This is a genomic window from Enterobacter sp. AN-K1 (genome assembly GCF_020971765.1).
GTDB classification, from domain to species: Bacteria; Pseudomonadota; Gammaproteobacteria; order Enterobacterales; family Enterobacteriaceae; genus Enterobacter; species Enterobacter hormaechei_C.
The window spans coordinates 279,939-306,370 of the sequence record NZ_CP087390.1 but is presented as its reverse complement, the minus strand read 5'-3'; the positions used below and the strand labels follow the sequence as shown (position 1 = coordinate 306,370).

27 protein-coding genes are annotated in these 26,432 nt (G+C 57.2%); 19 read left to right on the top strand and 8 right to left on the bottom strand.

The genetic code is table 11. The features are described from left to right. Positions 1-2 precede the first annotated feature (2 nt). From cheR to LOC22_RS01405, 9 genes are all read left to right on the top strand, one after another. Positions 3-869: a protein-glutamate O-methyltransferase CheR gene (gene cheR, locus LOC22_RS01445; protein ID WP_017384409.1), complete on the top strand. Its 867-nt coding sequence runs from the start codon at positions 3-5 to the stop codon at positions 867-869. Further along, positions 866-1,915, top strand: a complete 1,050-nt coding sequence (locus LOC22_RS01440; RefSeq protein ID WP_014884341.1) for a protein-glutamate methylesterase/protein-glutamine glutaminase — start codon at positions 866-868, stop codon at positions 1,913-1,915. Before cheR ends, LOC22_RS01440 begins: the two co-directional genes overlap by 4 nt. A gap of 17 nt (positions 1,916-1,932) precedes the next feature. Then, entirely contained in the window at positions 1,933-2,322 is a 390-nt protein-coding gene (gene cheY / locus LOC22_RS01435; protein WP_000763862.1) for a chemotaxis response regulator CheY, read from the top strand. Between the two features lie 10 nt (positions 2,323-2,332). Continuing rightward, positions 2,333-2,977, top strand: coding sequence for a protein phosphatase CheZ (cheZ, locus tag LOC22_RS01430; protein ID WP_003859718.1), 645 nt, complete (start codon positions 2,333-2,335; stop codon positions 2,975-2,977). 150 nt (positions 2,978-3,127) lie between these two features. After that, a complete protein-coding gene (gene flhB, locus LOC22_RS01425) occupies positions 3,128-4,276 on the top strand; it encodes a flagellar biosynthesis protein FlhB (protein WP_230239285.1) in 1,149 nt (382 codons plus the stop codon). Further along, complete coding sequence (flhA, locus tag LOC22_RS01420) at positions 4,269-6,347, top strand: flagellar biosynthesis protein FlhA (RefSeq protein WP_003859723.1); 2,079 nt, start codon at positions 4,269-4,271, stop codon at positions 6,345-6,347. Before flhB ends, flhA begins: the two co-directional genes overlap by 8 nt. After that, the gene (flhE, locus tag LOC22_RS01415; RefSeq protein WP_015570272.1) at positions 6,347-6,739 is read left to right on the top strand and encodes a flagellar protein FlhE; all 393 of its coding nucleotides are present in this window, start codon (positions 6,347-6,349) and stop codon (positions 6,737-6,739) included. Before flhA ends, flhE begins: the two co-directional genes overlap by 1 nt. 260 nt (positions 6,740-6,999) lie before the next feature. Next, complete coding sequence (locus LOC22_RS01410) at positions 7,000-8,583, top strand: MFS transporter (protein ID WP_017693238.1); 1,584 nt, start codon at positions 7,000-7,002, stop codon at positions 8,581-8,583. A 4-nt stretch (positions 8,584-8,587) separates the two neighbouring features. After that, complete coding sequence (locus LOC22_RS01405) at positions 8,588-9,727, top strand: glycoside hydrolase family 105 protein (protein ID WP_026080697.1); 1,140 nt, start codon at positions 8,588-8,590, stop codon at positions 9,725-9,727. A gap of 34 nt (positions 9,728-9,761) precedes the next feature. Here the strand turns inward: LOC22_RS01405 and argS are convergent, their stop codons facing one another. Beyond that, positions 9,762-11,495, bottom strand: coding sequence for an arginine--tRNA ligase (gene argS / locus LOC22_RS01400; protein ID WP_017693239.1), 1,734 nt, complete (start codon positions 11,493-11,495; stop codon positions 9,762-9,764). A gap of 238 nt (positions 11,496-11,733) precedes the next feature. On the opposite strand from argS, the gene LOC22_RS01395 reads away from it, so the two are divergent. After that, on the top strand, positions 11,734-12,294 hold the full coding sequence (locus tag LOC22_RS01395) for a VOC family protein (RefSeq protein ID WP_015570274.1): 561 nt from the start codon (positions 11,734-11,736) through the stop codon (positions 12,292-12,294). Between the two features lie 78 nt (positions 12,295-12,372). Beyond that, positions 12,373-13,116 carry a copper homeostasis protein CutC gene (gene cutC / locus LOC22_RS01390; RefSeq protein WP_062933462.1) on the top strand — a complete coding sequence of 248 codons (744 nt, stop codon included), beginning with the start codon at positions 12,373-12,375 and terminating at the stop codon, positions 13,114-13,116. Between the two features lie 174 nt (positions 13,117-13,290). Here the strand turns inward: cutC and cmoB are convergent, their stop codons facing one another. From cmoB to LOC22_RS01365, 5 genes are read right to left on the bottom strand one after another with little or no spacing between them, the layout of a single operon-like run. Then, on the bottom strand, positions 13,291-14,262 hold the full coding sequence (gene cmoB, locus LOC22_RS01385) for a tRNA 5-methoxyuridine(34)/uridine 5-oxyacetic acid(34) synthase CmoB (protein WP_015570275.1): 972 nt from the start codon (positions 14,260-14,262) through the stop codon (positions 13,291-13,293). Further along, a complete protein-coding gene (gene cmoA, locus LOC22_RS01380) occupies positions 14,259-15,002 on the bottom strand; it encodes a carboxy-S-adenosyl-L-methionine synthase CmoA (protein ID WP_003859735.1) in 744 nt (247 codons plus the stop codon). The genes cmoB and cmoA overlap by 4 nt, the downstream gene beginning before the upstream one ends. Positions 15,003-15,042: 40 nt before the next feature. Beyond that, positions 15,043-15,438, bottom strand: a complete 396-nt coding sequence (locus LOC22_RS01375; RefSeq protein ID WP_003859737.1) for an MAPEG family protein — start codon at positions 15,436-15,438, stop codon at positions 15,043-15,045. 51 nt (positions 15,439-15,489) lie between these two features. Continuing rightward, a complete protein-coding gene (locus LOC22_RS01370) occupies positions 15,490-16,308 on the bottom strand; it encodes a DUF72 domain-containing protein (RefSeq protein ID WP_023303897.1) in 819 nt (272 codons plus the stop codon). Continuing rightward, positions 16,305-16,871, bottom strand: coding sequence for a hydrolase (locus LOC22_RS01365; protein ID WP_017384353.1), 567 nt, complete (start codon positions 16,869-16,871; stop codon positions 16,305-16,307). The genes LOC22_RS01370 and LOC22_RS01365 overlap by 4 nt, the downstream gene beginning before the upstream one ends. 262 nt (positions 16,872-17,133) lie before the next feature. Between LOC22_RS01365 and aspS the strand changes: the two genes are divergently transcribed. The 6 genes from aspS to ruvB all read left to right on the top strand — a co-directional run bounded on the left by aspS (position 17,134) and on the right by ruvB (position 22,389). Then, positions 17,134-18,906, top strand: coding sequence for an aspartate--tRNA ligase (aspS, locus tag LOC22_RS01360; protein WP_017384352.1), 1,773 nt, complete (start codon positions 17,134-17,136; stop codon positions 18,904-18,906). 1 nt (position 18,907) lies between these two features. After that, the gene (nudB, locus tag LOC22_RS01355; protein ID WP_006811037.1) at positions 18,908-19,351 is read left to right on the top strand and encodes a dihydroneopterin triphosphate diphosphatase; all 444 of its coding nucleotides are present in this window, start codon (positions 18,908-18,910) and stop codon (positions 19,349-19,351) included. Positions 19,352-19,378: 27 nt separating this feature from the next. After that, a complete protein-coding gene (locus LOC22_RS01350) occupies positions 19,379-20,119 on the top strand; it encodes a YebC/PmpR family DNA-binding transcriptional regulator (protein ID WP_003859747.1) in 741 nt (246 codons plus the stop codon). Positions 20,120-20,153: 34 nt separating this feature from the next. Further along, positions 20,154-20,675 carry a crossover junction endodeoxyribonuclease RuvC gene (gene ruvC, locus LOC22_RS01345; RefSeq protein ID WP_003859749.1) on the top strand — a complete coding sequence of 174 codons (522 nt, stop codon included), beginning with the start codon at positions 20,154-20,156 and terminating at the stop codon, positions 20,673-20,675. A gap of 80 nt (positions 20,676-20,755) precedes the next feature. Continuing rightward, positions 20,756-21,370 (top strand): Holliday junction branch migration protein RuvA, encoded by a 615-nt coding sequence (gene ruvA, locus LOC22_RS01340; protein WP_003859751.1) that lies wholly within the window; start codon positions 20,756-20,758, stop codon positions 21,368-21,370. A gap of 8 nt (positions 21,371-21,378) precedes the next feature. Continuing rightward, complete coding sequence (gene ruvB, locus LOC22_RS01335; protein WP_003859753.1) at positions 21,379-22,389, top strand: Holliday junction branch migration DNA helicase RuvB; 1,011 nt, start codon at positions 21,379-21,381, stop codon at positions 22,387-22,389. Positions 22,390-22,441: 52 nt separating this feature from the next. Here the strand turns inward: ruvB and znuB are convergent, their stop codons facing one another. Beyond that, positions 22,442-23,227: a zinc ABC transporter permease subunit ZnuB gene (gene znuB / locus LOC22_RS01330; RefSeq protein ID WP_015570280.1), complete on the bottom strand. Its 786-nt coding sequence runs from the start codon at positions 23,225-23,227 to the stop codon at positions 22,442-22,444. Next, a complete protein-coding gene (gene znuC, locus LOC22_RS01325; RefSeq protein WP_017384350.1) occupies positions 23,224-23,979 on the bottom strand; it encodes a zinc ABC transporter ATP-binding protein ZnuC in 756 nt (251 codons plus the stop codon). The genes znuB and znuC overlap by 4 nt, the downstream gene beginning before the upstream one ends. A 77-nt stretch (positions 23,980-24,056) precedes the next feature. Between znuC and znuA the strand changes: the two genes are divergently transcribed. Next, entirely contained in the window at positions 24,057-25,001 is a 945-nt protein-coding gene (gene znuA / locus LOC22_RS01320) for a zinc ABC transporter substrate-binding protein ZnuA (protein WP_026080689.1), read from the top strand. Positions 25,002-25,016: 15 nt separating this feature from the next. Continuing rightward, on the top strand, positions 25,017-26,336 hold the full coding sequence (mepM, locus tag LOC22_RS01315) for a murein DD-endopeptidase MepM (protein ID WP_230239284.1): 1,320 nt from the start codon (positions 25,017-25,019) through the stop codon (positions 26,334-26,336). The last annotated feature ends 96 nt before the right edge of the window (positions 26,337-26,432 follow it).

Sequence of the window (26,432 nt, the reverse complement as noted above, 5' to 3'; positions counted from 1 at the left end):
CTATGACATCACCCATGCCCTCAGGGCAAACGTCATTATTGTTGCAGATGACACAGCGCCTCGCGCTGTCCGACGCGCATTTTCGTCGGATATGTCAGTTAATCTACCAGCGTGCGGGGATCGTGCTTGCGGACCATAAGCGAGACATGGTCTACAACCGGCTGGTGCGGCGCTTGCGTACGCTGGGGCTGGATGATTTTGGCCGCTATCTGAGCATGCTCGAAGCGAACCAGAACAGCGCCGAATGGCAGGCATTTATCAACTCATTAACCACCAACCTGACCGCGTTTTTCCGCGAGGCGCATCACTTCCCGGTGCTGGCGGAACACGCCCGTCGCCGTAGCGGAGAGTATCGCGTCTGGAGCGCGGCGGCCTCTACCGGGGAAGAACCGTACTCGCTGGCCATCACCCTGGCGGACACCCTGGGCATGGCGCCGGGCCGCTGGAAAGTGTACGCCAGCGACATCGATACCGAAGTGCTGGAAAAAGCCCGTAACGGCGTTTATCGCCAGGATGAGCTTAAAACGCTGTCTCCTCAGCAGCTACAGCGTTACTTCATGCGCGGTACCGGCCCGCATGAAGGACTGGTGCGCGTACGCCAGGAGCTGGCGAACTGCGTGGAATTTGCTCCCGTTAATTTACTGGATAAGCAGTACAACGTGCCGGGGCCATTCGACGCCATTTTTTGCCGTAACGTGATGATCTATTTTGATAAAACGACGCAACAGGACATCCTGCGTCGCTTTGTTCCGTTGCTCAAGCCTGACGGTTTACTGTTTGCCGGGCACTCGGAAAACTTCAGCAACCTCGTGCGTGAGTTTAGCCTGCGTGGGCAAACGGTATATGCGCTGAGTAAGGAAAAAGCATGAGTAAAATCAGGGTATTGTCTGTCGATGATTCGGCGCTGATGCGTCAGATCATGACCGAAATCATCAATAGCCACAGCGATATGGAGATGGTGGCGACAGCACCCGATCCGCTGGTCGCGCGGGATTTAATCAAAAAATATAACCCCGACGTGCTGACGCTGGATGTTGAAATGCCGCGCATGGATGGCATCGATTTCCTGGAAAAATTAATGCGCCTGCGCCCGATGCCGGTGGTGATGGTGTCATCTCTGACCGGTAAAGGTTCAGAAATCACCCTGCGCGCGCTGGAGCTGGGGGCGGTGGATTTTGTCACCAAGCCGCAGCTCGGCATTCGCGAGGGGATGCTGGCGTACAGCGAGATGATCGCCGAGAAAATCCGTACCGCGTCGCGCGCAAAACTCGCGGCCCACAAGCCGATGGCAGCTCCGGCAACCCTGAAGGCAGGGCCGTTACTCAGCTCGGAAAAGTTGCTGGTCATTGGGGCGTCAACCGGAGGAACAGAGGCAATTCGCCATGTACTCCAGCCATTGCCGCTCTCAAGCCCGGGTATTCTGATTACGCAACATATGCCGCCAGGGTTTACCCGTTCGTTCGCGGAGCGCCTGAATAAGCTGTGTCAGATCAGCGTGAAAGAGGCGGAAGACGGCGAGCGCGTGCTGCCGGGTCACGCCTATATCGCCCCGGGTGACAAGCACATGGAGCTGGCGCGCAGCGGGGCGAACTATCAAATCAAAATTCATGACGGGCCGCCGGTTAACCGGCACCGTCCGTCGGTGGATGTGCTGTTTCATTCGGTGGCGAAACATGCGGGGCGCAACGCCGTTGGGGTGATCCTGACGGGAATGGGCAACGACGGCGCCGCCGGAATGCTTGCGATGCACCAGGCTGGCGCCTGGACGATTGCGCAGAATGAAGCAAGTTGTGTGGTGTTCGGCATGCCGCGCGAGGCCATCAATATGGGTGGCGTAAGCGAAGTGGTCGATCTTAGCCAGGTAAGCCAGCAGATGCTGGCGAAAATCAGTGCCGGACAGGCAATACGTATTTGACTCAGGAGTATTATTTTATGGCGGATAAAGAACTTAAGTTTTTGGTTGTGGATGACTTTTCCACCATGCGTCGCATTGTGCGCAACCTGCTGAAAGAGCTGGGCTTCAACAATGTTGAAGAAGCAGAAGACGGGGTGGATGCGCTGAACAAACTCCAGGCTGGCGGGTTTGGTTTTGTGATTTCCGACTGGAACATGCCGAACATGGACGGTCTCGAACTGCTGAAAACCATCCGCGCGGATGCGGGCATGGCCTCTCTGCCGGTGCTGATGGTGACCGCAGAAGCGAAGAAAGAGAACATTATTGCCGCTGCACAGGCGGGCGCAAGCGGCTACGTGGTGAAGCCATTCACCGCGGCGACTCTGGAAGAGAAGCTCGGGAAGATCTTCGAGAAACTCGGCATGTGAGGTGATGGATATGTTGCAACCTGCTATGAAACCCGTTGAAGAACATTCGCCGAGCGACATTATTGCCCGCATTGGTAGCCTGACCCGCATGCTGCGTGACAGCCTGCGTGAGCTGGGGCTGGACCAGGCTATCGCCGAAGCGGCGGAAGCCATCCCTGACGCGCGCGACCGTCTGGACTACGTCGTGCAGATGACCGCGCAGGCGGCCGAGCGTGCGCTGAACAGCGTTGAAGCCTCGCAGCCGCACCAGGATGCGATGGAGAAGGGGGCGAAAGCGCTGAGCAAACGCTGGGATGAGTGGTTTGAGAACCCTATTGAGCTGGCGGATGCTCGCGAACTGGTAACGGATACCCGTCAGTACCTGGGTGACGTGCCGGGCCACACCAGCTTCACTAACGCCCAGCTGCTGGACATCATGATGGCGCAGGATTTCCAGGACCTCACCGGCCAGGTGATCAAGCGCATGATGGATGTGATTCAGGAGATTGAACGTCAGCTGCTGATGGTGCTGCTGGAGAACATTCCGGAACCGGCTGCCCGTCCGAAACGCGAGAACGAAAGCCTGCTCAATGGTCCACAGCTTGACACCAGCAAAGCGGGCGTGGTGGCGAGCCAGGATCAGGTGGACGATCTGCTGGACAGTCTTGGTTTCTGATTGCCCGTTCTGCCTCAGGTCGTTAACGCGGCCTGAGGCAGCTCAGAACAAAAACAGCGAAAAGAGCCCGAATAAACGGGCTTTTCCCGCCATTGGATTTTCTCTGCGCTGGCATGATACCCGTGAATTAATGGGCTGCGAGCAGGCACAGTGGCAGAAGAGAACGACGACAAAACAGAAGCCCCCACACCCCACCGACTTGAAAAAGCCCGTGAGGATGGGCAGATCCCCCGATCCCGAGAGCTGACATCCCTGCTGATCCTGGTGGTGGGCGTCTGCATAATCTGGTGGGGCGGGGAGATGCTCGCCCGCAGACTGGCGGGAATGCTCTCGGCTGGCTTACGTTTTGATCACAGCATGGTCAATGACCCCAATCTGATCCTCATTCAGATCATCAACCTTGTGAAAAGCGCGATGCTCGCCTTGCTGCCGCTGATCGCGGGCGTGGTCATCGTGGCCCTTGTTTCGCCGGTCATGCTCGGTGGCCTGGTGTTTAGCGGTAAATCGCTGCAACCGAAATTTTCCAAGCTCAACCCGTTACCCGGTATTGCGAAAATGTTTTCCGCGCAAACCGGGGCAGAGCTTCTTAAAGCGATCCTGAAATCGCTTCTTATGGGCAGTACCGCCGGGTTTTTTCTGTGGCACCACTGGCCGGAGATGATGCGCCTCATCAGCGAGTCCCCGATGACGGCGATGAAGAATGCCCTGAACCTGGTCGCGTTATGCTCGCTGCTGGTGGTACTGAGCATTATTCCGATGGTGGCGTTCGACGTTATCTTCCAGATCTATTCCCATATCAAAAAGCTGCGAATGTCGCGTCAGGACATCCGCGATGAATATAAACAGATGGAAGGCGACCCGCACGTTAAGGGCCGTATCCGCCAGATGCAGCGTGCCGCCGCGCGTCGGCGCATGATGGAAGATGTGCCGAAAGCCGACGTCATCGTCACCAACCCGACCCACTACTCCGTGGCGCTTCAGTACGACGAAAACAAAATGAGCGCGCCGAAAGTGGTGGCGAAAGGGGCCGGGCTGATTGCGCTGCGCATTCGTGAAATCGCCACGGAAAACCGTGTGCCGATCCTCGAAGCACCGCCGCTGGCTCGCGCGCTGTATCGCCACGCGGAAATTGGACAGCAGATCCCGGGCCAGCTCTACGCCGCTGTCGCAGAGGTGCTGGCCTGGGTGTGGCAACTGAAACGCTGGCGTTTAGCGGGCGGTCAACGACCTGTAAAACCTGAGAACCTTCCGGTGCCTGAAGCACTGGATTTTTTGAACGAGAAGGACACTGATGGCTAATCTGGTGGCAATGTTGCGCCTGCCCGGCAACCTGAAATCGACGCAATGGCAGATCCTTGCCGGACCGATTCTGATCCTGCTAATTCTGTCGATGATGGTGCTGCCGTTACCGGCATTTATCCTCGACCTGCTTTTCACCTTCAACATTGCGTTGTCCATCATGGTGTTGCTGGTGGCGATGTTCACCCAGCGCACGCTGGAGTTCGCCGCGTTTCCAACGATCCTGCTGTTCACCACGCTGCTGCGCCTGGCGCTGAACGTTGCCTCCACGCGTATCATCCTGATGGAAGGGCACACCGGCGCGGCGGCGGCGGGCAAGGTGGTCGAAGCCTTCGGTCACTTCCTGGTGGGCGGCAACTTCGCCATCGGTATCGTGGTGTTCGTCATTCTGGTGATTATCAACTTCATGGTTATCACTAAAGGGGCGGGGCGTATCGCTGAAGTGGGCGCGCGCTTCGTGCTCGACGGGATGCCGGGCAAGCAGATGGCCATCGACGCCGACCTGAATGCCGGGCTGATCGCGGAAGATGAAGCGAAAAAACGCCGTGCCGAAGTGACCCAGGAGGCAGATTTCTACGGCTCCATGGACGGTGCGAGTAAGTTTGTGCGCGGTGACGCCATCGCGGGCATTCTGATCATGGTGATTAACGTCGTCGGCGGCCTGCTCGTCGGCGTGCTGCAACACGGCATGGACATGGGCCACGCGGCGGAAAGCTATACGCTGCTGACCATTGGTGACGGTCTGGTGGCGCAGATCCCGGCGCTGGTGATCTCCACCGCGGCGGGCGTGATTGTGACTCGCGTCAGTACCGATCAGGACGTGGGAGAGCAGATGGTGGGGCAGCTCTTCAGCAACCCGCGCGTTATGCTGCTCTCCGCGGCGGTGCTGGGCCTGCTCGGTATGGTGCCGGGCATGCCAAACCTGGTATTCCTGCTGTTCACCGCTGCGCTGCTGGGGCTTGCCTGGTGGATGCGTGGCCGGGAAACGCAGCCTAAGGCAGAGCCTGCGCCGGTCAAAATGCCTGAGAACACCCAGGCGGTGGAAGCCACCTGGAACGACGTACAGCTCGAAGATTCGCTGGGGATGGAAGTGGGGTACCGCCTGATCCCGATGGTGGATTTCCAGCAGGATGGTGAGCTGCTTGGCCGTATCCGCAGCATTCGTAAAAAATTCGCCCAGGATATGGGCTTCCTGCCGCCGGTGGTCCACATCCGGGACAATATGGATCTCCCGCCCGCGCGCTACCGCATCCTGATGAAAGGGGTGGAAATCGGCAGCGGTGATGCGTACCCCGGCCGCTGGCTGGCGATTAACCCGGGCACCGCCGCAGGCACGTTGCCGGGTGAGCAGACGACCGACCCGGCCTTTGGTCTGGCGGCAATCTGGATTGAGAGCGCCCTGAAAGAGCAGGCCCAGATTCAGGGTTACACGGTCGTTGAGGCCAGTACCGTGGTGGCAACGCACCTCAACCACCTGATTGGCCAGTTCTCCGCGGAACTGTTTGGACGTCAGGAGGCGCAGCAGCTGCTCGACCGCGTAACGCAGGAGATGCCGAAGCTGACCGAAGATTTGGTGCCGGGCGTACTGACCTTAACCACCCTGCACAAAGTGCTGCAAAATCTGCTCGATGAGAAGGTGCCCATTCGCGATATGCGTACCATCCTTGAGACGCTGGCCGAACATGCGCCGCTGCAAAGCGATCCGCACGAACTGACGGCGGTGGTGCGCGTGGCGCTTGGACGCGCCATTACCCAGCAATGGTTCCCGGGAACCGGCGAAGTGCAGGTCATTGGCCTGGACACGCCGCTGGAACGTCTGCTGCTTCAGGCGTTGCAGGGCGGTGGCGGGCTGGAGCCGGGTCTGGCGGACAGATTACTGGCGCAAACCCAGGAGGCGCTGGCGCGTCAGGAGATGCTGGGCGCGCCGCCGGTGCTGCTGGTGAATCACGCGCTGCGTCCATTGCTGTCGCGCTTCCTGCGCCGGAGCCTGAACCAGCTGGTAGTGCTGTCGAATATGGAGCTGTCCGATAACCGCAATATTCGCATGACGGCGACCATAGGAGGGAAATAATGCGTAAGTGGCTGTGGATCTTACTTTTCCCGCTGGCGGCGCAGGCCGCAGGCGAGGGGGCATGGCAGGCCAGCAGTATCGGCTTGACGCTCAACCATCGGGGTGAGTCGATCTCCTCCCGTCCGCTGTCCGCCTCTGAGCCCGTGTCCGGGCAGATGACGCTGGTGGCCTGGAATTACACCCTGACGGGACCCACACCGGCCGGGTTGCAGGTGCGGCTGTGCTCGCTGACCCGCTGCGCGGAAATCGAGGGTCAACGTGGCACTACCCAGGCCTTCAACGGGGTGTCTGCTCAGGAGCCTTTACGCTTTATCTGGGAAGTGCCAGGCGGTGGACGTCTCATCCCGGCGCTGAAGGTTCAGCGCAACGAGGTGCTCGTCAACTACCGCTAACTGCCCGCCTTTTCGCCAGTCTCCAGGCATTTCTGAAGGCTGGCTCGCAAAAATGACCTTCCCTTTTGATACAAAAGAAACGCTGTTTTATAAATCAGTGACGCGCGTATTGACACTCTTTGCGTTTTTGCCATTCACCACTTTGTGATGGCAGAAACAGAAAGGTATCAACAGGTCGATACTTTTACTGTAGCCGTGTAAAAACTCCCGGACGAGGTTGCTTACAGGGAGTCTCCCAAAACTGATTAGGGTTGACGGCAATGAAAACACGTAAAATTGGACTCGCAAATTATTTTGCTTACGGGTCAGGGGACTTCCTCGGGGCGGGGACTACCGCCCTGACGGCCGCCTGGCTTTTGTATTTTTATACCACCTTCTGTGGACTCACACCGATTGAAGCAACCTTTATCTTCGCTGCCGCAAGGGTGCTGGATGCGGTTGTCAGCCCGTTAATGGGCTTTTTAACCGATAACTTTGGCACCACCTGGCTGGGCAAGCGCTTTGGCCGTCGTAAGTTCTTCATCCTGCTCGGTATTCCCTGCGTTTTCAGCTACTCGCTGATGTGGGTAGGGGACATGAGTTTCTGGTACTACCTGCTGACCTATCTGATCTTTGATATCGTCTACACCATGATCCTGGTGCCATACGAAACGCTGGTGCCGGAGATGACGGACGATTTCAAACAGAAAACCAAATTCTCCGGGGCGCGTATCTCAATGGCGCAGATGTCCGCCATTCTGGCCTCCTTCCTGCCGGGGATCCTGCTCACGCATTTCGGCAAAGACAACGCGATCTCCTTCTTCTATGCAAGCCTGGTCTTCTCCGTACTCTGCGCGCTGATGCTTACTTTCGTCTGGTTCTTCACCTGGGAGCGTCCGCGGGAAGAGTGGTCTGAAGCGGCCCTGCGTGCTGAAGAAGAGAAGAAAAAGCTGACCCTGGGCCAGAGCCTGAACCGTCTTTTTGTCGAATTAAGTTCGACGCTGCGCATCAAGATTTTCCGCCAGCATCTGGGAATGTACCTTGGCGGCTACATCGCCCAGGACGTCTTTAATGCGGTGTTCACTTATTACGTGGTATTTGTGCTGATGCAGGAGGCGTCAATGGCGTCCAACCTGCTGGGCACGATGGCCATTTTCCAGTTCCTCGCCGTGATCGGCATGATCCCGCTGTGCATTCGCTTCGGACCTGCGCCGTCTTACCGCATGGTGGTCGTGCTGTTTGGTCTGGCTTCGCTCTCTTACGCGGTGCTTTATTACGCGGGCCTGAGCGACGTTTACGCTCTGCTGCTGCTGATCTCTGCGGTTGCCGGTCTTGGCCGCGGGGGTATCAACTACGTACCGTGGAATACCTACACCTACATTGCTGACGTGGACGAAGTGATCACCGGTCAGCGTCGCGAAGGGATCTTCGCGGGCATCATGACGCTGACCCGTAAAGCGTCTCAGGCCGGTGCGGTGATGCTGGTGGGGATCGTGATGCAGATGTCGGGCTTTGTCAGCGGGCAAAAAGTGCAGCCTGCGGAAGTGAGCCACACCATTCTGATGATCCTGAGCGTTGGCACTATTCTGGTGCTGTTCTGCGGCTTCCTTGTCTCCCTGCGCTTCAAACTCAATTTGCAGACCCACAGCACCCTGCGTGAAGAGACCGCGAAAATGCGCGAGTCCGGCCATGCGATGCCAGAGGCGGTGACCCCGCAGGCCCGCGCTACCGTGGAGATGCTGGCCGGTATGCCGTATGAATCCCTGTGGGGCAACAACAACATCGGTTATCTGAATCGCAATAAGCCGGCGGCCCCTTCGCTGAAGGATCGTGCGGTACTGAATTCGACATACAACAGAGGTTAAGATGATGAAAGTTTGGCCTGTCAAACATAGCCCGTTACTGCGTCAGCCTGAGCGCTTTATCGCCAGGGATGAGCTGAAATCGCTGATTCAAAAGGTGACGCATAACCTGGTCAATATCCACGACAAAACGGGTGAGTTTTTGCTGCGGCTGGACGACGGGCGCGTGATCGACACCAAAGGCTGGGCCGGATGGGAATGGACCCACGGCGTCGGTTTATACGGTATCTGGCAGTATTACTGCCAGACCGGTGACGAAGGCATGCGCGAGATTATCGACAGCTGGTTTGCTGACCGTTTCGCTGAAGGCGCAACCACCAAAAACGTGAATACCATGTCGCCGTTCCTGACGCTGGCGTATCGCTACGAAGAGACCAAAAACCCTGCCTGGCTGCCGTGGCTGGAAAGCTGGGCGGAATGGGCGATGAATGAGATGCCGCGCACCGAACATGGCGGCATGCAGCACATCACCCTGGCGGAAGAGAACCATCAGCAGATGTGGGATGACACGCTGATGATGACGGTGCTGCCGCTGGCGAAAATCGGCAAGCTGCTGAACAAGCCGGAGTACGTCGAGGAGGCGATCTATCAGTTCCTGCTCCACGTACAGAATCTGATGGATCGGGAGACCGGGCTGTGGTTCCACGGCTGGAATTACGACGGCAATCACAACTTTGCCCGGGCTCGCTGGGCGCGCGGCAACAGCTGGCTGACCATCGTGATCCCGGATTTCCTCGAGCTGGTGGATCTGCCGGAAAACAACGCCGTTCGTCGCTATCTGGTGCAGGTACTGAACGCGCAGATCGCCGCACTGGCAAAATGTCAGGACGAGAGCGGATTGTGGCATACGCTGCTGGACGATCCTGATTCTTATCTGGAGGCGTCGGCCACGGCAGGGTTTGCCTACGGCATTCTGAAAGCCGTGCGCAAGCGTTATGTCGGCGCAGAGTACGCAGAGGTGGCGGAGAAAGCGATTCGCGGCATCGTGCAAAACATCTCGCCGGAAGGGGAGCTGCTGCAAACGTCCTTCGGGACGGGGATGGGAAGCGATCTGGCGTTTTACCGCCAGATACCGCTGACCTCGATGCCGTATGGCCAGGCAATGGCGATTCTGTGTCTGACGGAATATTTGCGGAAATATTTCTGATAATAAAAAACCCGGCGCTCGCCGGGTTTCTTTTTTACATACGTTCTACGGTTTCGATACCCAGGGTATCCAGACCGAGCTTCAGTGTCTTCGCCGTCAGCTGCGCCAGCTTCAGGCGGCTGTGACGCACCGCTTCGCTCTCGGCAGAGAGGATAGGGCAGTGTTCGTAGAAGCCAGAGAACAGACCGGCCAGATCGTACAGGTATGCACACATAACGTGCGGCGTACCGTCACGCGCGACCACGGAGAGCGTCTCTTCGAACTGAAGCAGGCGGGCAGCCAGCTGTGCTTCACGGTCTTCGGTAAGGGTCACCGTAGCATTCGCCAGCACGCTTTCGTCGATATTGGCTTTACGGAAGACGGAGAGTACGCGGGTATAAGCGTACTGCATGTATGGCGCCGTGTTGCCTTCAAACGCCAGCATATTGTCCCAGTCGAAGATATAGTCGGTGGTACGGTTCTTGGAGAGATCCGCGTATTTCACCGCGCCGATCCCAACCGCGTTAGCCAGTTTCTCCAGCTCGTCAGCAGGCATATCCGGGTTCTTCTCGGCCACCAGGCGACGCGCGCGTTCCAGCGCTTCATCCAGCAGATCGGAAAGCTTCACGGTGCCGCCCGCACGGGTTTTGAACGGCTTACCGTCTTTACCCAGCATCATGCCGAACATGTGATGTTCCAGCGGCACGGAATCCGGCACATAACCCGCTTTACGCACGATAGTCCACGCCTGCATCAGGTGCTGGTGCTGACGGGAGTCGATGTAATATAGCACGCGGTCCGCATGCAGGGTTTCGTAACGGTATTTCGCACAGGCGATGTCGGTGGTGGTGTAGAGATAGCCGCCATCCTTTTTCTGGACGATCACACCCATCGGTTCGCCTTCCTTGTTTTTATACTCATCAAGGAACACCACCGTTGCGCCTTCGCTTTCCACCGCCAGATTTTTAGCTTTCAGGTCCGCCACAATGCCTGGCAGCATCGGGTTATACAGGCTTTCACCCATCACGTCGTCACGGGTCAGGGTCACGTTCAGACGGTTATAGGTGAGCTGATTCTGGGACATGGTAATGTCCACCAGCCTGCGCCACATCTCGAGGAAGTACGGGTCGCCGCCTTGAAGTTTCACCACGTAGCTGCGCGCGCGCTCGGCGAAGGCTTCATCTTCGTCATAGTGCTTTTTGGCTTCACGGTAGAAACCTTCCAGGTCTGCCAGCGCCATTTCGCCTGCGTTTTCCTGCTGCTGCTTTTCCAGATACGCGATCAGCATGCCGAACTGCGTGCCCCAGTCGCCTACGTGGTTAGCGCGGATCACCTTGTGACCAAGGAACTCGAGGGTACGCACCGCCGCGTCACCGATGATGGTGGAGCGCAGGTGACCGACGTGCATCTCTTTCGCCACGTTTGGCGCGGAGTAGTCAACCACCACGGTCTGCGCTTCTGGCTGAGCCACGCCCAGACGGTCAGATTTCAGCGCCGCGTCAACGTGGCTTGCGAGGAATGCAGGCTCAAGGAAAATGTTGATAAAGCCTGGACCGGCGATTTCGGTTTTGCTGGCGATGCCGGTGAGATCCAGATGCGTCAGTACCTGCTCAGCGAGCTGTCGCGGCGGCATGCCCAGTTTTTTAGCCACTGCCATCACGCCATTAGCCTGATAGTCGCCAAACTGTACTTTCGCTGACTGACGAACCTGTGGTTCGCAATCCGCAGGCGCACCTGCGGCAATCAGTGCCTGACTGACTTTTTCTGAGAGAAGAGCCTGAATATTCACCTGGATACCTTACGTTTTTGATGCGGGTAAAAAACACCCACGCCAGTTTAAGAATTTAGGGCGGGAGTATACTGCAAATGCCTTCGGGCGTCAGCCCTGCGGGGGGCGAAGATCGCTCAGAATCCAGGCGAAGACGGTATGCATAATCATGCAGTCGAAAAAACCGTGATTCTGCGGTTGGTCGACAGAGGGCAACAGAGTAAATTAGCGGCTTTGCGACACGAAACGAGACTGACCTATGGCGAACTGGCATACCATTGACGAACTGCATGATATTTCCGCAGATTTACCGCGCTTCACTCAGGCGTTCACAGAACTTGCCACCCGTCTCGGGCTAGATATCGCGCCGCTTGAGGCCGATCACATCTCTTTGCGCTGCCACCAGAATGCCACCGCCGAACGCTGGCGGCGTGGCTTTGAGCAGTGCGGAGAACTGCTGTCGGAGAATATCATTAACGGTCGCCCGATCTGCCTGTTCAAACTTCACGCGCCGGTAACGGTGGCGCACTGGCAATTCACCGTTGTGGAACTGCCCTGGCCAGGAGAGAAGCGTTATCCGCACGAAGGCTGGGAGCATATCGAAATTGTTCTGCCTGGGGAGCCCGAGACGCTGAACGCCCGTGCGCTGGCGCTGCTTTCCGACGAGGGGTTAAGCCAGCCGGGTATTTTCGTCAAAACCAGCTCGCCAAAAGGGGAGCGCGAACGCTTACCGAACCCTACGCTTGCCGTAACGGACGGCAACGTGACGGTGAAATTCCATCCCTGGACTATCGAGCAGATCGTCGCCAGCGAAGCGTAAGCATTGTGAGCGTCGATCCAGACACCAATCGGGCAACGTGCCACGATGGTACGTTGAGTGAAATTTAAGGAGGATGACATGGCGCTGCTGGAAATTTGTTGTTACAGCGTGGAGTGTGCCGTCACTGCGCAACGGCAGGGGGCCGATCGCATCGAGCTTTGCGCGGCACCGAAAGAAGGAGGATTAACCCCGTCCTTTGGCGTGCTGAAATCAGCCCGCCAGGCCATCACCATTCCGGTGCACCCGATTATTCGCCCGCGCGGCGGTGATTTTTGTTATACGGCGGGTGAGTTCAGTGCCATGCTTGAGGATATCGCCCTCGTCCGTGATTCCGGTTTTCCGGGGCTGGTGATCGGTGTGCTGGACGAAGACGGCAACATCGATCTTCCGCGTATGCGTCAGGTCATGCGCGCCGCCCGGGGGATGGCGGTCACTTTTCATCGTGCGTTCGATATGTGTAAGGATCCGATACAAGCCTTTGATACGCTGGCAGAACTGGGCGTGGCGCGCGTTCTGACGTCGGGCCAGCAGTCCTCGGCTGAAAAAGGACTGAAATTAATTACGGAACTAAAAGCACATTCCGGTGTTCCAATAATCATGGCGGGCGCAGGAGTACGCGCCAGCAATCTGGAACTGTTTTTAAACGCAGGGGTGGAAGAGCTGCACAGCTCGGCGGGTAAATGGATACCTTCACCCATGCGTTATCGCAATACAGGGTTGTCAATGTCGACGGATGCTGAAGCGGATGAGTACTCGCGCTACGGTGTGGATGGAGAGTCGGTTGCGGTAATGAAATCGTTGATTGAACGTCATCACGTGTAGCAACGTACCGATTTTTACCGCGCATCATGTCGCCCAATATGATGCTTGCTTGTACCAGGCCCCTGCAAATTACACAGGGGTCTTTTTTTCTTTTTTGCCCGGTGGCGCTGCGCTTACCGGGCCTACGAAATCACGCGTAGGCCGGGTAAGGCGCAGCCGCCACCCGGCTAAAGGCTACGGCTTGGTCGCAATCAATACCGCACGCATCGGGGCCGGATAGCCTTCTATGGTTTTACTGTGATCGTCCGGGTCGAGGAATTGCTCCAGCGATTCGGTGATCATCCAGTCGGTGCGGCGCTGTTCCTCAACCGACGTCACGCACACATCGGCGATGCGTACATCGACAAATCCACATTTCTCCAGCCAGTTCTTCAGCGCCAGCGCGGAAGGGATGAAGTAAACGTTGCGCATCTGCGCATAGCGATCGCCCGGCACCAGAACGGCATGTTCATCGCCTTCGATGACCAGCGTTTCCAGCACCAGTTCGCCGCCGCTGACCAGCTGATCTTTCAACTGCCAGAGATGCTCCAGCGGGGAACGACGGTGGTACAGCACGCCCATCGAGAAAACGGTATCAAACGCTTTCAGGGCAGGGAGTTGCTCGATACCCAGCGGCAGCAGGTGCGCACGCTGGTCGTTACCCAGCAGCTTACGCACCGCTTCAAACTGGCACAGGAACAGCTGCATCGGATCGATACCGACGGCCAGATGCGCGCCTGCGCCGATCATGCGCCACATGTGATAGCCGCTACCGCAGCCCACGTCCAGAATGGTGCGCCCGGTCAGGTCGGATAAATGCGGCAGAACGCGATCCCACTTCCAGTCAGAGCGCCACTCGGTGTTGATATTTACACCGTACAGCGAGAACGGCCCTTTGCGCCACGGCATCAGGTTACGCATCAGCGTTTCGATGCGGTTGATCTGCCCGGCCGGGAGCGGCTCTTCGCTCTCCGCCGTCACGCTGTGCAGTAAATCCAGACGATGAGGCGTCAGTTCAGGCAGAAACTCCACGGCGTTGGACCACTGCTTCAACAGACCATGCTGCTGATCGCGCTGCCAGGTGGCAATTTGCGCAGGCAGGGTTTCCAGCCAGTGGGAAAGGTGGTTTTTGGCAATCAGCTGATAGAAATTACCGAACTCGATCATGCTGCGTCTCCGGCTTTAAGCGCCACCAGAGAACCAAAGTTAAAGCACTGGAACCACAGTTCGCTGTGTTCAAATCCGGCTTTGCGCAGGCGCGCTTTGTGGGTTTCTACGGAATCCGTCAGCATGACGTTTTCAAGCATGCTGCGCTTCTGGCTGATCTCCAGCTCGCTGTAGCCATTTGCACGCTTGAAATCATGGTGCATGTTGAATAGCAGTTCGCCCACGCTGGCGTCTTCAAAGCTGAATTTCTCAGACAACACCAGCGCGCCGCCCGGGTTCAGGCCCTGATAAATTTTATCCAGCAACCGCTGACGATCGTCCGGCACCAGGAACTGAAGGGTAAAGTTCAGTACCACCATCGAGGCGTTCTGGATGTCGATATCGCGGATATCGCCTTCTACCACCTCCACAGGCGTAGGGGCTTTATACGCGTCAATGTGGCGACGGCAGCGTTCGACCATGGCCGGTGAGTTATCGACAGCTACAATCTTGCAGCCTTCGTGATGAACGTTACGACGAATAGACAGCGTTGCCGCTCCCAGCGAACAGCCCAGGTCATAGACCTGCGTGCCGGGTTGAACAAAACGCTCCGCCAGCATGCCGATCATGGAGATAATATTGGAATAACCGGGAACAGAGCGCTGGATCATATCCGGGAAGACTTCGGCTACCCGTTCATCAAAGGTCCAGTCGCCCAGGCTGGCGATAGGCGCGGAAAAAAGCGTGTCGCGATCTGACATAACGTAAAAATCCGGGAAAAATAAAGGGGCATATTGTGCGCTAATGGAAGGAGAAAACCAACTCCCACGGCATATACCAAAGATTAGCCAGCACCATCAGCAAAAGCGAGCACCAGGTCGCGCTCATGCCGGAACGACGCCAGCGGATCAGGCGGTGGTGAAAACCATAATAATGCATCAAACGCCCTGCAATCAGCAGCAGCCCACAGACGTGCACCATCCAGGTTTCAGCGCCATCCATCTCCATTAACAGCAGTAAAATTAACGCGACGGGAATGTACTCGACCGCGTTGCCGTGGATCCGGATTGCGCTTTGCAGCTCAGAAAAGCCCCCGTCACCGTACGAGACGCGGTACTGCATTCTCAGGCGCACAACATCAAATGAAAATTTAATCAGCAGTAATGCACCTAACACCGCATACAGCGCGCTGACCATACTAACTCCCTGTTTTTGGCAGATGGCACGTCTCTATGATAGGGGGTGATTTCAGAAAAGAGAAGATTGTTGTGGGATGGACGGCGCGGGGCCAACCGACGGAACCGCCTGCTGCAAGGCCTGCCAGAGAGCATCGACCAGTTCAGGCGCCTGCGCGATATCCGGCGTATGTAAAAAAAGATACGGCGTGGTGGTGTGCTCCCATTTCGCCAGCGTTTGCAGCCAGACGGCGAACATCTCTTCATTTTGCTGCATGTTATCGCTGCCGATAAACCGGACCATCGGGTTCTGCGCCGTTACGATCGCATGGACGGGCACTTTCGGTTTTTTGCGCTGGGCATCAACAACGGCTTCGCTGTGCGGGATTGCGCTGTGTACGGGGCGGCTGTCGAGGATCACGCGGTTGACCGATCGTTCATGCAGGCCGCGATTGAGCGCTTTCTCCGCGTCGCCCTTGGCAAAGAATTCCGGATGCCTTACTTCTACGCCGTAGGTGAAGCCATGCGGCAGGGCGTCGAGAAACTGCCAGAGGGCAGGCAGGTCGCGCGGGCCAAACGTGGCGGGAAGCTGGAGCCAGTACTGGCCAATACGGTTGGCCAGAGGCGACATCCGGGTGAAAAACTCGTGGGTTAAATCATCGCAGTTGCGCAGCGCGGCGTTGTGGGAGATGGTCGCCGGGAATTTAAAGCAAAAGCGGAAGTCGTCGCTGGTTTGCTCACGCCAGCGTTCGACGATCTCCGCGCGGGGCAGGGCGTACAGCGTGGTATTGCCCTCCACGCAGTTAAAGTGTCGGGCATACTCTTCAAGGCTGGTAATACCCAGGCGCACCCATTTCGGGTGCGACCACTGGGGCAGGCCCACGTACATCATAGCGCGCTGAGGATCTCATCCGTGCTGCGCACGCGACCGATACGCGGGAAGATATGGGTCATGCTGCCCTGGTGCTGATCCGCAGAGGCTGCGCTGCACGCATCTTCCGCGATCACCAGGTTAAAGCCCAGCTCCCAGGCGTTACGGGCGGTGGATTCCACACCGATGTTGGTGGAGATCCCGCACAGAATAATAGTGTCGATCCCGCGACGGCGCAGCTGGAGCTCCAGGTCGGTGCCGTAGAATGCGCCCCACTGGCGTTTGGTGACTTCTATATCGCTGTCGCGTTTACCGAGCGAGACAGGATATGTCCACCAGTTGTCCGGCAGCGCCTGCGCCGGGGCCTGAGCATCAACCGGCTGTTTTAACGCTTCGGCGAAATCAGCGGACCAGCCGACGCGCACCATAACAACAGGCGAGCCGCTGGCGCGGCATTTTTCTGCCAGGCGCGCAGCGCGGCTGACCACATCGTCAGCGGTGTGCGGACCACCGGCAAAAGGCAGAATGCCTTCCTGTAAATCAATGACCACAAGGGCGGTTTTGGTGGCATCAAGTGTAAACATCGTCACTCCCGTCAAATGATTGCTTTTCTACACCTTACGACGTGATGGCCTGTTATCGGTCGGATAATTTTGTTAATTTTTGTGAGAATAGGCAATAAGAGTTCAGCAAACGCGCGTCAGGCCGTGCTTCGCTCTTATCGTGCGGCAGAATTTCCAGTATAATAGCCGCCTTTTTTCATCCAGTTGTGACATACAGAAAGCTGCGACATCGTAGCCTGCGAGACAGGCGACAATCAGCCTGCGGCTAATTAAGGGATATCTCATGCGTACAGAATATTGCGGGCAGCTGCGTCAGTCCCACGTCGGGCAGCAGGTCACCCTGTGTGGTTGGGTCAATCGTCGTCGCGATCTTGGTAGCCTTATCTTTATTGATATGCGTGACCGCGAAGGTATCGTTCAGGTGTTCTTCGATCCGGATCGCGCTGATGCGTTGAAGCTGGCTTCTGAGCTGCGCAATGAGTTCTGCATTCAGGTGACGGGCACCGTGCGTGCGCGTGACGAGAAAAACGTCAACGCCGACATGGCGACCGGCGCTATCGAAGTGCTGGCGTCCGATCTGACGATCATCAACCGCGCGGAAGCGTTGCCGCTGGACTCCAACCACGTCAACACCGAAGAAGCGCGTCTGAAATACCGCTACCTGGATCTGCGTCGCCCGGAAATGGCTCAGCGCCTGAAAACCCGTGCGAAAATCACCAGCCTGGTGCGCCGTTTTATGGATGACCACGGTTTCCTTGATATCGAAACCCCGATGCTGACCAAAGCCACGCCGGAAGGCGCGCGCGACTACCTGGTGCCATCCCGCGTCCATAAAGGCAAATTCTACGCGCTGCCGCAGTCACCACAGCTTTTCAAACAGCTGCTGATGATGTCCGGCTTCGATCGCTACTATCAGATCGTGAAATGCTTCCGCGACGAAGACCTGCGCGCTGACCGTCAGCCAGAATTTACCCAGATCGATGTGGAAACCTCCTTCATGACCGCTGAGCAGGTGCGTGAGGTGATGGAAGCCCTGGTGCGTAGCCTGTGGAACGACGTGAAAGGCGTTGAGCTGGGCGATTTCCCTGTCATGACCTTCGCGGAAGCCGAGCGTCGCTACGGTTCTGACAAACCAGACCTGCGTAACCCGATGGAGCTGGTGGACGTGGCAGACCTGGTGAAAGCCGTTGAGTTCGCGGTCTTTGCTGGCCCGGCTAACGATCCGAAAGGCCGCGTGGCTGCCCTGCGCGTTCCGGGCGGTGCTGCCCTGAGCCGTAAGCAGATTGACGACTACGGCAACTTCATCAAGATCTACGGCGCGAAAGGTCTGGCCTATATTAAAGTAACCGAGCGTGCAAAAGGTCTGGAAGGCATCACCAGCCCGGTGGCGAAATTCCTGAATGCGGACATCGTGGAAGCGATCCTTGAGCGCACCGGCGCGCAGGATGGCGACATGATCTTCTTCGGCGCAGACAACAAGAAAGTGGTTGCGGATGCGATGGGCGCGCTGCGTCTGAAGCTTGGCAAAGACCTGAACCTGACCGACGAAAGCAAATGGGCGCCGCTGTGGGTAATCGACTTCCCGATGTTTGAAGACGACGGTGAAGGCGGCCTGACCGCGATGCACCACCCGTTCACCTCGCCAAAAGAGATGACGGCGGCAGAGCTGAAAGCGGCGCCGGAAGACGCGGTGGCAAACGCCTACGATATGGTCATCAACGGCTACGAAGTGGGCGGCGGCTCCGTGCGTATTCACAGCGGTGAAATGCAGCAGACCGTGTTCGGCATTCTGGGCATTAACGAGCAGGAGCAGCGCGAGAAGTTTGGCTTCCTGCTGGACGCCCTGAAGTACGGTACCCCTCCGCACGCGGGTCTGGCCTTCGGTCTTGACCGTCTGACCATGCTGCTGACCGGCACCGACAACATCCGTGATGTGATCGCCTTCCCGAAAACCACCGCAGCGGCGTGTCTGATGACTGAAGCGCCAAGCTTTGCCAACCCAGCCGCGCTGGCTGAGCTGGGCATTGAGGTGGTGAAGAAGGAAGAGAAAAACTGATATGGCATATAAGCGTCCCGTTTCGGTTCTGGTGGTCATTTATGCAGAAGACACGAAGCGGGTGCTGATGTTGCAGCGGCGCGACGATCCGGATTTCTGGCAGTCGGTTACCGGCAGCCTGGAAGAGGGGGAGACCGCGCCGCAGGCCGCCGCGCGTGAAGTAAAGGAAGAGGTCGCCATTGACGTTGCTCGCGAGCAACTGACCCTGAAGGACTGTCAGCGCACGGTGGAGTTTGAAATTTTTAGCCATTTACGTCATCGCTATGCACCGGGCATTGAGCGCAATACGGAATCGTGGTTCTGCCTTGCGCTTCCCCATGAGCGGGAGATCGTGTTCACGGAACACCTGACCTACCGCTGGGTGAATGCGGCGGATGCCGCCGCACTGACCAAGTCGTGGAGCAACCGGCAGGCGATTGAAGAATTTGTAATTAACGCTGCCTGAGAAGGCGCGATTTTTGGAGAACTTTTTATGGCAGGTCATAGTAAGTGGGCCAACACCAAACACCGCAAAGCGGCACAGGATGCCAAACGCGGTAAAATCTTTACCAAAATCATTCGTGAGCTGGTGACAGCGGCGCGTCTGGGCGGCGGCGATCCGGCTTCTAACCCACGTCTGCGCGCAGCGGTGGATAAAGCCCTGTCCAATAACATGACGCGTGACACCCTGAACCGTGCCATCGCACGTGGCGTGGGCGGTGATGAAGACGCGAACATGGAAACCATCATTTATGAAGGTTACGGTCCTGGCGGTACGGCGGTGATGGTTGAGTGTCTGTCCGACAACCGTAATCGTACCGTTGCGGAAGTGCGTCACGCGTTCACCAAAACTGGCGGCAACCTGGGCACTGACGGTTCCGTAGCGTACCTGTTCAGCAAAAAAGGCGTCATCTCCTTCGAGAAAGGCGACGAAGATGCGATCATGGAAGCGGCGCTGGAAGCCGGTGCGGAAGACGTGGTGACCTACGACGACGGCGCTATTGATGTTTACACCGCATGGGAAGAGATGGGTGCCGTGCGCGATGCGCTGGAAGCGGCTGGCCTGAAGGCGGATAACGCTGAAGTCTCCATGATCCCGTCTACCAAAGCGGACATGGATGCGGAAACCGCACCGAAACTGCTGCGTCTGATCGACATGCTCGAAGACTGCGACGACGTGCAGGAAGTGTATCACAACGGTGAAATCTCTGATGAGGTTGCAGCGACTCTCTGATGAGAGCCTGTAAACCGTTTACGGGAGACGCGTGATGTCGATTATTCTCGGGATTGACCCCGGCTCACGCGTCACCGGCTATGGCGTTATCCGTCAGGTGGGACGCCAGCTAACCTACCTCGGCAGCGGCTGTATTCGCACCAAAGTGGACGATCTGCCGTCGCGCCTGAAGCTCATCTATGCGGGCGTGTCGGAGATCATCACCCAGTTCCAGCCGGACTATTTCGCCATCGAGCAGGTCTTTATGGCGAAAAACGCTGACTCGGCGTTAAAGCTCGGTCAGGCGCGCGGCGTGGCGATTGTTGCCGCCGTGAACCAGGATCTGCCGGTGTTTGAGTACGCGGCCCGTCAGGTTAAGCAGACGGTGGTGGGCATTGGTAGCGCGGAGAAAAGCCAGGTGCAGCACATGGTGCGTACCCTGCTGAAGCTCCCTGCGAACCCGCAGGCCGACGCCGCGGATGCGCTGGCCATTGCGATTACCCACTGTCACGTCAGCCAGAATGCGATGCAAATGAGCGAGTCGCGGCTCAATCTGGCGCGAGGCAGGTTACGATAATGACAAATCAGGCTGGATGTTTATCCAGCCTTTTTTTATTATGTCGGCAGTTAATTTCTTCCAGAACGCAGGAGCGTCACGTGATAGGCAGACTCAGAGGCATCATCATTGAAAAACAACCCCCGTTAGTACTGCTGGAAGTGGGTGGCGTGGGCTATGAAGTCCATATGCCAATGACCTGCTTCTATGAGCTGCCGGAGGCGGGCAAAGAAGCGGTTGTCTTTACCCAGTTTGTGGTGCGTGAAGACGCTCAGCTGCTGTACGGCTTCAATAACAAACAGGAACGCACCCTGTTCCGCGAATTGATTAAAACCAACGGCGTCGGGCCGAAGCTGGCCCTGGCGATTCTGTCCGGTATGTCAGCGCCACAGTTTGTGAACGCCGTTGAGCGTGAAGATCCGGCTGCGTTAATTAAACTTCCGGGCATCGGGAAGAAAACCGCCGAGCGTTTGATTGTCGAGATGAAGGACCGCTTCAAAGGTCTGCATGGCGATCTGTTCACGCCGGCAGCCGATCTGGTGCTGACTTCCCCGGGCGCGCCTGCATCGGATGATGATGCCGAGCAGGAAGCGGTTGCCGCGCTGGTGGCGCTGGGCTATAAACCTCAGGAGGCCAGCCGGATGGTGAGCAAAATTGCTAAACCGGATGCCAGCAGTGAAACTCTGATTCGTGAAGCGCTGCGCGCTGCATTGTGAGGTAAAGGATGATTGAAGCAGACCGCCTGGTATCGGCAGGCACTATTCAGCCAGATGACGTGGTGGATCGCGCGATCCGTCCCAAACTGCTGGATGAGTACATCGGCCAGCCGCAGGTTCGTTCTCAGATGGAGATTTTCATCCAGGCGGCAAAGCTGCGCGGCGATGCGCTCGATCACCTGCTGATTTTTGGGCCGCCGGGGTTAGGTAAAACCACCCTGGCGAATATCGTCGCCAATGAAATGGGCGTTAACCTGCGTACCACCTCCGGCCCGGTACTGGAGAAAGCAGGGGACCTGGCGGCGATGCTGACCAACCTCGAACCGCATGACGTGCTGTTTATCGATGAGATCCACCGTCTTTCACCGGTGGTGGAGGAAGTGCTCTATCCGGCAATGGAGGATTACCAGCTGGATATCATGATCGGTGAAGGCCCGGCCGCGCGCTCGATCAAAATCGATCTGCCACCGTTTACCCTGATTGGCGCCACGACCCGCGCCGGCTCGCTGACCTCTCCACTACGCGACCGGTTTGGTATCGTGCAGCGTCTGGAGTTTTATCAGGTGCCCGACCTTCAGCATATTGTGGGCCGCAGTGCGCGCTACATGGGGCTGGATATGAGCGAAGAGGGGGCGTTTGAAGTGGCGAAGCGCTCCCGCGGTACGCCGCGTATCGCCAACCGCCTGCTGCGCCGGGTGCGTGACTTTGCCGAGGTGAAGCACGACGGTACTATATCGGCCGAGATCGCCGCCCAGGCGCTGGATATGCTGAATGTCGATGCCGAAGGTTTTGACTATATGGACCGTAAGCTGCTGCTGGCGGTGCTGGATAAGTTCTTTGGCGGGCCGGTAGGACTGGATAACCTGGCGGCGGCAATTGGCGAAGAGCGTGAGACTATCGAAGATGTGCTGGAGCCGTATCTGATCCAGCAGGGCTTCTTACAGCGTACCCCACGTGGTCGTATGGCGACGGTGCGGGCGTGGAATCATTTCGGTATTACGCCGCCCGCGATGCCGTAAGCAGCGATAAATGGTAGCCCCGGTAAGCGAAGCGCCACCGGGGATATGCTGACTACTGCGCGGTCTTTTTCATCATACTGAAAATAAACAACACCGCCGCGCACAGTACCACCGACGGCCCTGCTGGCGTGTCATAAAACGCCGAGAAGGTTAACCCGCCCGTCACCGCGATCATTCCGATAATCACCGCGATACCGGCCATTTGCTCCGGCGTACGCGCAAAACGGCGCGCCGTGGCGGCAGGGATTATCAGCAGCGACGTAATGATCAGCGCGCCAACAAACTTCATCGCCACGCCGATGGTTAACGCCGTCACCAGCATCAATAGCAGCTTCACGCGCTGAAGCTTCACGCCGTCGACAAAGGCCAGATCCGGGCTGACGGTCATAGCCAGTAAATTTCGCCACTGCCACAGCAGGATCCCGAGCACCACTGCCACGCCAATGGCAATAGAAATCAGATCTTCGGGCGTGACGGCCAGCAGATCGCCAAACAGGTAGGCCATCAGATCTACGCGGATGTTTGACATCAGGCTCACTACCACCAGGCCCAGCGACAGGGCGCTGTGCGCCATAATGCCGAGCAGGGTATCAATTGCCAGGTGAGGGCGTTTTTCCAGCCAGACCAGACCGGCAGCCAGCAGCAGCGTGACGACAATCACCGCATAAAACGGGTTCACGTCCAGTAACAAACCAAACGCCACACCCAGCAATGAAGCATGGGCCAGCGTATCGCCGAAATAGGACATTCTGCGCCAGACGACAAACGAGCCGAGTGGACCCGCGGCGCAGGCAAGCATAATCCCGGCCAGCCAGCCGGGCAGTAACAGTTCAATCATGAGTGTCCATTTCCCCGACGCAGGACGATTCGTCCCTGTAAATCATGGCGGTGATTGTGATTATGACGATAGATGCCCAGCTGTTCGGCGCCGCGATGGCCAAACATAGAGATAAATTCCGGATGCATTGACACCACTTCCGGCGTGCCGGAACAACAAATGTGATGGTTCAGGCACAGCACTTCGTCGGTTTTGGCCATCACCAGATGCAGATCATGGGACACCATCAGCACCGCGCAGTTTAGCTCCCGACGGAGCTGGTCAATCAGATCGTACAGCGCAACCTGACCGTTGACGTCAACACCCTGCGTCGGCTCGTCCAGGACCAGCAGCTGAGGGCTGCTGAGCAGGGCGCGGGCAAGTAATACGCGCTGGGTTTCACCGCCCGACAGCTTTTGCAAGGGTGCCTCAACAAGATGTCCCGCCTGAACGCGTTTAAGCGCCGGGAGGATATCCGCTTTACGCGTACCGGGACGGAGGCGCAGGAAGCGGCTCACCGTCAGGGGCAGGGTGGCATCGAGGTGTAATTTTTGCGGCACATAGCCGATACGCAACTTGTCTTGGCGGACGATAACACCTGCGTCAGGGGCTACCAGGCCTAATACGACGCGTACCAGCGTCGACTTGCCTGCACCGTTAGGACCGAGCAGCGTGAGTATTTTGCCGGGCTTCAGATTCAGCGACACGTCAGAAAGGACGCGGCGCTGGCCGAATGAGACCGAAACATTTTCAAGAGAAACTAAAGTCGTCATGTCAATTTAAGCTTGCAGAAGTCATCGAATGTTATAATATCACATTCCACGCATTCATTACGATGATTAGTCGCATTATGTTACAGAAAAATACGCTTCTTTTCGCAGCTTTATCCGCTGCTCTTTGGGGGACAACAGCACAAGATGTTAACGCCGCCGTTGTCGCTTCGCTTAAACCGCTTGGATTTATCGCCTCTGCCATCGCGGATGGGGTCACTGAGACCCAGGTTCTGCTGCCTGATGGTGCTTCCGAGCATGATTATTCCCTGCGTCCGTCTGATGTAAAACGCTTACAGAACGCGGACTTAGTCGTCTGGATTGGTCCTGAGATGGAAGCGTTCATGCAGAAGTCAGCCAGTCAGCTTGCCGCTGAGAAACAGGTGACGATTGCCGGGCTGTCCGGCGTGAAACCGTTACTCATGAAAGGAGCTGAGGACGAGGGTGACGAACACGACCACGACCATGCTCACGGTGAAAAAGGTGACGACCATCACCATCACGGCGAATACAACATGCATCTCTGGCTCTCCCCAGAGATAGCGCGGCTTACAGCGGTTGCAATCCACGACAAATTAGTGGAACTTATGCCGCAAAGTCGAATCAAACTCGACGCCAACCTGAAGGATTTTGAGGCTCAATTAGCTGCAACCGACAAACAGGTGGGTAACGAGCTCGCACCGCTTAAAGGAAAAGGGTACTTCGTTTTTCATGATGCCTACGGGTATTACGAGAAACATTACGGTCTGACCCCGCTGGGGCATTTTACCGTCAACCCTGAAATTCAGCCTGGTGCGCAGCGTTTACATGAAATCAGAACACAGTTGGTTGAGCAAAAAGCGACATGCGTTTTTGCTGAGCCACAGTTCAGGCCAGCGGTCGTAGAAGCCGTGGCCAGGGGAACATCCGTGCGCATGGGAACCCTTGACCCGCTAGGTACGAACATCCAGTTGAGCAAAGCGAGCTATTCGCAGTTCCTCAGCCAACTGGCGAATCAGTATGCGAGCTGCCTGAAAGGAGATTAACGAGGAAGTGAATACGTGCAACAGATAGCCCGCTCTGTCGCCCTGGCATTTAACAATCTGCCTCGACCCCACCGCGTTATGCTGGGGTCGCTTACAGTTCTCACAATAGCGGTCGCCGTCTGGCGGCCCTATGTTTACCACCCGAGTTCCGCCCCAATCATTAAAACCATCGAACTGGAGAAGAGCGAGATCCGCTCTCTGCTGCCTGAGGCCAGCGAGCCTATCGATCAGGCCGCTCAGGAAGATGAAGCGATTCCCCAGGATGAGCTGGATGACAAGATCCAGAATGAAGCCGGCATTCATGAATATGTTGTTTCTACTGGCGATACGCTGAGCAGCGTCCTGAACCAGTACGGTATCGACATGGGCAACATCAGCCAGCTCGCCGCATCCGATAAAGAGCTGCGTAACCTGAAAATTGGTCAGCAGCTTTCCTGGACCCTAACGCCCGACGGCGATCTGCAACGTCTGACCTGGGAGATGTCCCGTCGCGAAACCCGCACCTACGATCGCACTGCAAACGGTTTCAAAATGACCAGCGAATTGCAGCAGGGCGACTGGGTTAACAGCGTCATGAAAGGAACCGTCGGCGGCAGCTTTGTTTCCAGCGCACGCGATGCCGGCCTGACCAGCGCTGAAATCAGCTCGGTGATCAAAGCCATGCAGTGGCAGATGGATTTCCGCAAACTGAAAAAAGGCGATCAGTTCTCTGTCCTGATGTCCCGCGAAATGCTGGATGGTAAGCGCGAGCAGAGCCAGCTGGTGGGTGTTCGTCTGCGTTCAGACGGCAAAGACTACTACGCTATTCGCGCGGAAGACGGTAAGTTCTATGACCGCAGCGGTACGGGTCTGGCAAAAGGCTTCCTGCGTTTCCCAACGGCGAAACAGTTCCGCGTCTCCTCCAACTTCAACCCGCGTCGTCTGAACCCGGTAACTGGCCGCGTAGCGCCGCACCGTGGCGTTGACTTCGCCATGCCGCAGGGCACGCCAGTGCTGGCGGTAGGGGATGGTGAAGTGGTCATGGCGAAACGCAGCGGTGCTGCTGGCTATTACGTTGCTATTCGTCACGGTCGTACGTACACCACCCGCTACATGCACCTGCGTAAACTGCTGGTCAAACCGGGCCAGAAAGTGAAACGTGGCGATCGCATCGCGCTGTCCGGTAACACCGGCCGGTCGACGGGCCCGCACCTGCACTACGAAGTGTGGATCAACCAGCAGGCGGTTAACCCGCTGACGGCAAAACTGCCGCGCACCGAAGGGCTGACCGGCAAAGATCGCAAAGATTACCTGGCGCAGGTGAAAGAGGTGATGCCGCAGCTGCGCTTCGACTAAGCTCTCCTGATTTAAAAAGCCGGCGTCAGTATGCGCCGGCTTTTTCTTTTGTGCGCGGGCGGCAGCCTCGCTACACTATCCGAATATATTTTTGCG

What these genes read in the sequence shown, in the direction of transcription:
- LOC22_RS01440 (WP_014884341.1), top strand. Translation starts at nt 866, where the DNA reads ATGAGTAAAATCAGGGTATTGTCTGTCGATGATTCGGCGCTGATGCGT.
- cutC (WP_062933462.1), top strand. Translation starts at nt 12,373, where the DNA reads ATGGCGCTGCTGGAAATTTGTTGTTACAGCGTGGAGTGTGCCGTCACT.
- ruvC (WP_003859749.1), top strand. Translation starts at nt 20,154, where the DNA reads ATGTCGATTATTCTCGGGATTGACCCCGGCTCACGCGTCACCGGCTAT.
- nudB (WP_006811037.1), top strand. Translation starts at nt 18,908, where the DNA reads ATGGCATATAAGCGTCCCGTTTCGGTTCTGGTGGTCATTTATGCAGAA.
- LOC22_RS01370 (WP_023303897.1), bottom strand. Translation starts at nt 16,308, where the DNA reads ATGATGTACGTGGGCCTGCCCCAGTGGTCGCACCCGAAATGGGTGCGC.
- cheY (WP_000763862.1), top strand. Translation starts at nt 1,933, where the DNA reads ATGGCGGATAAAGAACTTAAGTTTTTGGTTGTGGATGACTTTTCCACC.
- LOC22_RS01410 (WP_017693238.1), top strand. Translation starts at nt 7,000, where the DNA reads ATGAAAACACGTAAAATTGGACTCGCAAATTATTTTGCTTACGGGTCA.
- znuB (WP_015570280.1), bottom strand. Translation starts at nt 23,227, where the DNA reads ATGATTGAACTGTTACTGCCCGGCTGGCTGGCCGGGATTATGCTTGCC.
- LOC22_RS01365 (WP_017384353.1), bottom strand. Translation starts at nt 16,871, where the DNA reads ATGTTTACACTTGATGCCACCAAAACCGCCCTTGTGGTCATTGATTTA.
- cmoB (WP_015570275.1), bottom strand. Translation starts at nt 14,262, where the DNA reads ATGATCGAGTTCGGTAATTTCTATCAGCTGATTGCCAAAAACCACCTT.
- LOC22_RS01375 (WP_003859737.1), bottom strand. Translation starts at nt 15,438, where the DNA reads ATGGTCAGCGCGCTGTATGCGGTGTTAGGTGCATTACTGCTGATTAAA.
- ruvB (WP_003859753.1), top strand. Translation starts at nt 21,379, where the DNA reads ATGATTGAAGCAGACCGCCTGGTATCGGCAGGCACTATTCAGCCAGAT.
- znuC (WP_017384350.1), bottom strand. Translation starts at nt 23,979, where the DNA reads ATGACGACTTTAGTTTCTCTTGAAAATGTTTCGGTCTCATTCGGCCAG.
- aspS (WP_017384352.1), top strand. Translation starts at nt 17,134, where the DNA reads ATGCGTACAGAATATTGCGGGCAGCTGCGTCAGTCCCACGTCGGGCAG.
- LOC22_RS01405 (WP_026080697.1), top strand. Translation starts at nt 8,588, where the DNA reads ATGAAAGTTTGGCCTGTCAAACATAGCCCGTTACTGCGTCAGCCTGAG.
- cheR (WP_017384409.1), top strand. Translation starts at nt 3, where the DNA reads ATGACATCACCCATGCCCTCAGGGCAAACGTCATTATTGTTGCAGATG.
- LOC22_RS01350 (WP_003859747.1), top strand. Translation starts at nt 19,379, where the DNA reads ATGGCAGGTCATAGTAAGTGGGCCAACACCAAACACCGCAAAGCGGCA.
- cmoA (WP_003859735.1), bottom strand. Translation starts at nt 15,002, where the DNA reads ATGTCAGATCGCGACACGCTTTTTTCCGCGCCTATCGCCAGCCTGGGC.
- LOC22_RS01395 (WP_015570274.1), top strand. Translation starts at nt 11,734, where the DNA reads ATGGCGAACTGGCATACCATTGACGAACTGCATGATATTTCCGCAGAT.
- flhA (WP_003859723.1), top strand. Translation starts at nt 4,269, where the DNA reads ATGGCTAATCTGGTGGCAATGTTGCGCCTGCCCGGCAACCTGAAATCG.
- znuA (WP_026080689.1), top strand. Translation starts at nt 24,057, where the DNA reads ATGTTACAGAAAAATACGCTTCTTTTCGCAGCTTTATCCGCTGCTCTT.
- cheZ (WP_003859718.1), top strand. Translation starts at nt 2,333, where the DNA reads ATGTTGCAACCTGCTATGAAACCCGTTGAAGAACATTCGCCGAGCGAC.
- flhE (WP_015570272.1), top strand. Translation starts at nt 6,347, where the DNA reads ATGCGTAAGTGGCTGTGGATCTTACTTTTCCCGCTGGCGGCGCAGGCC.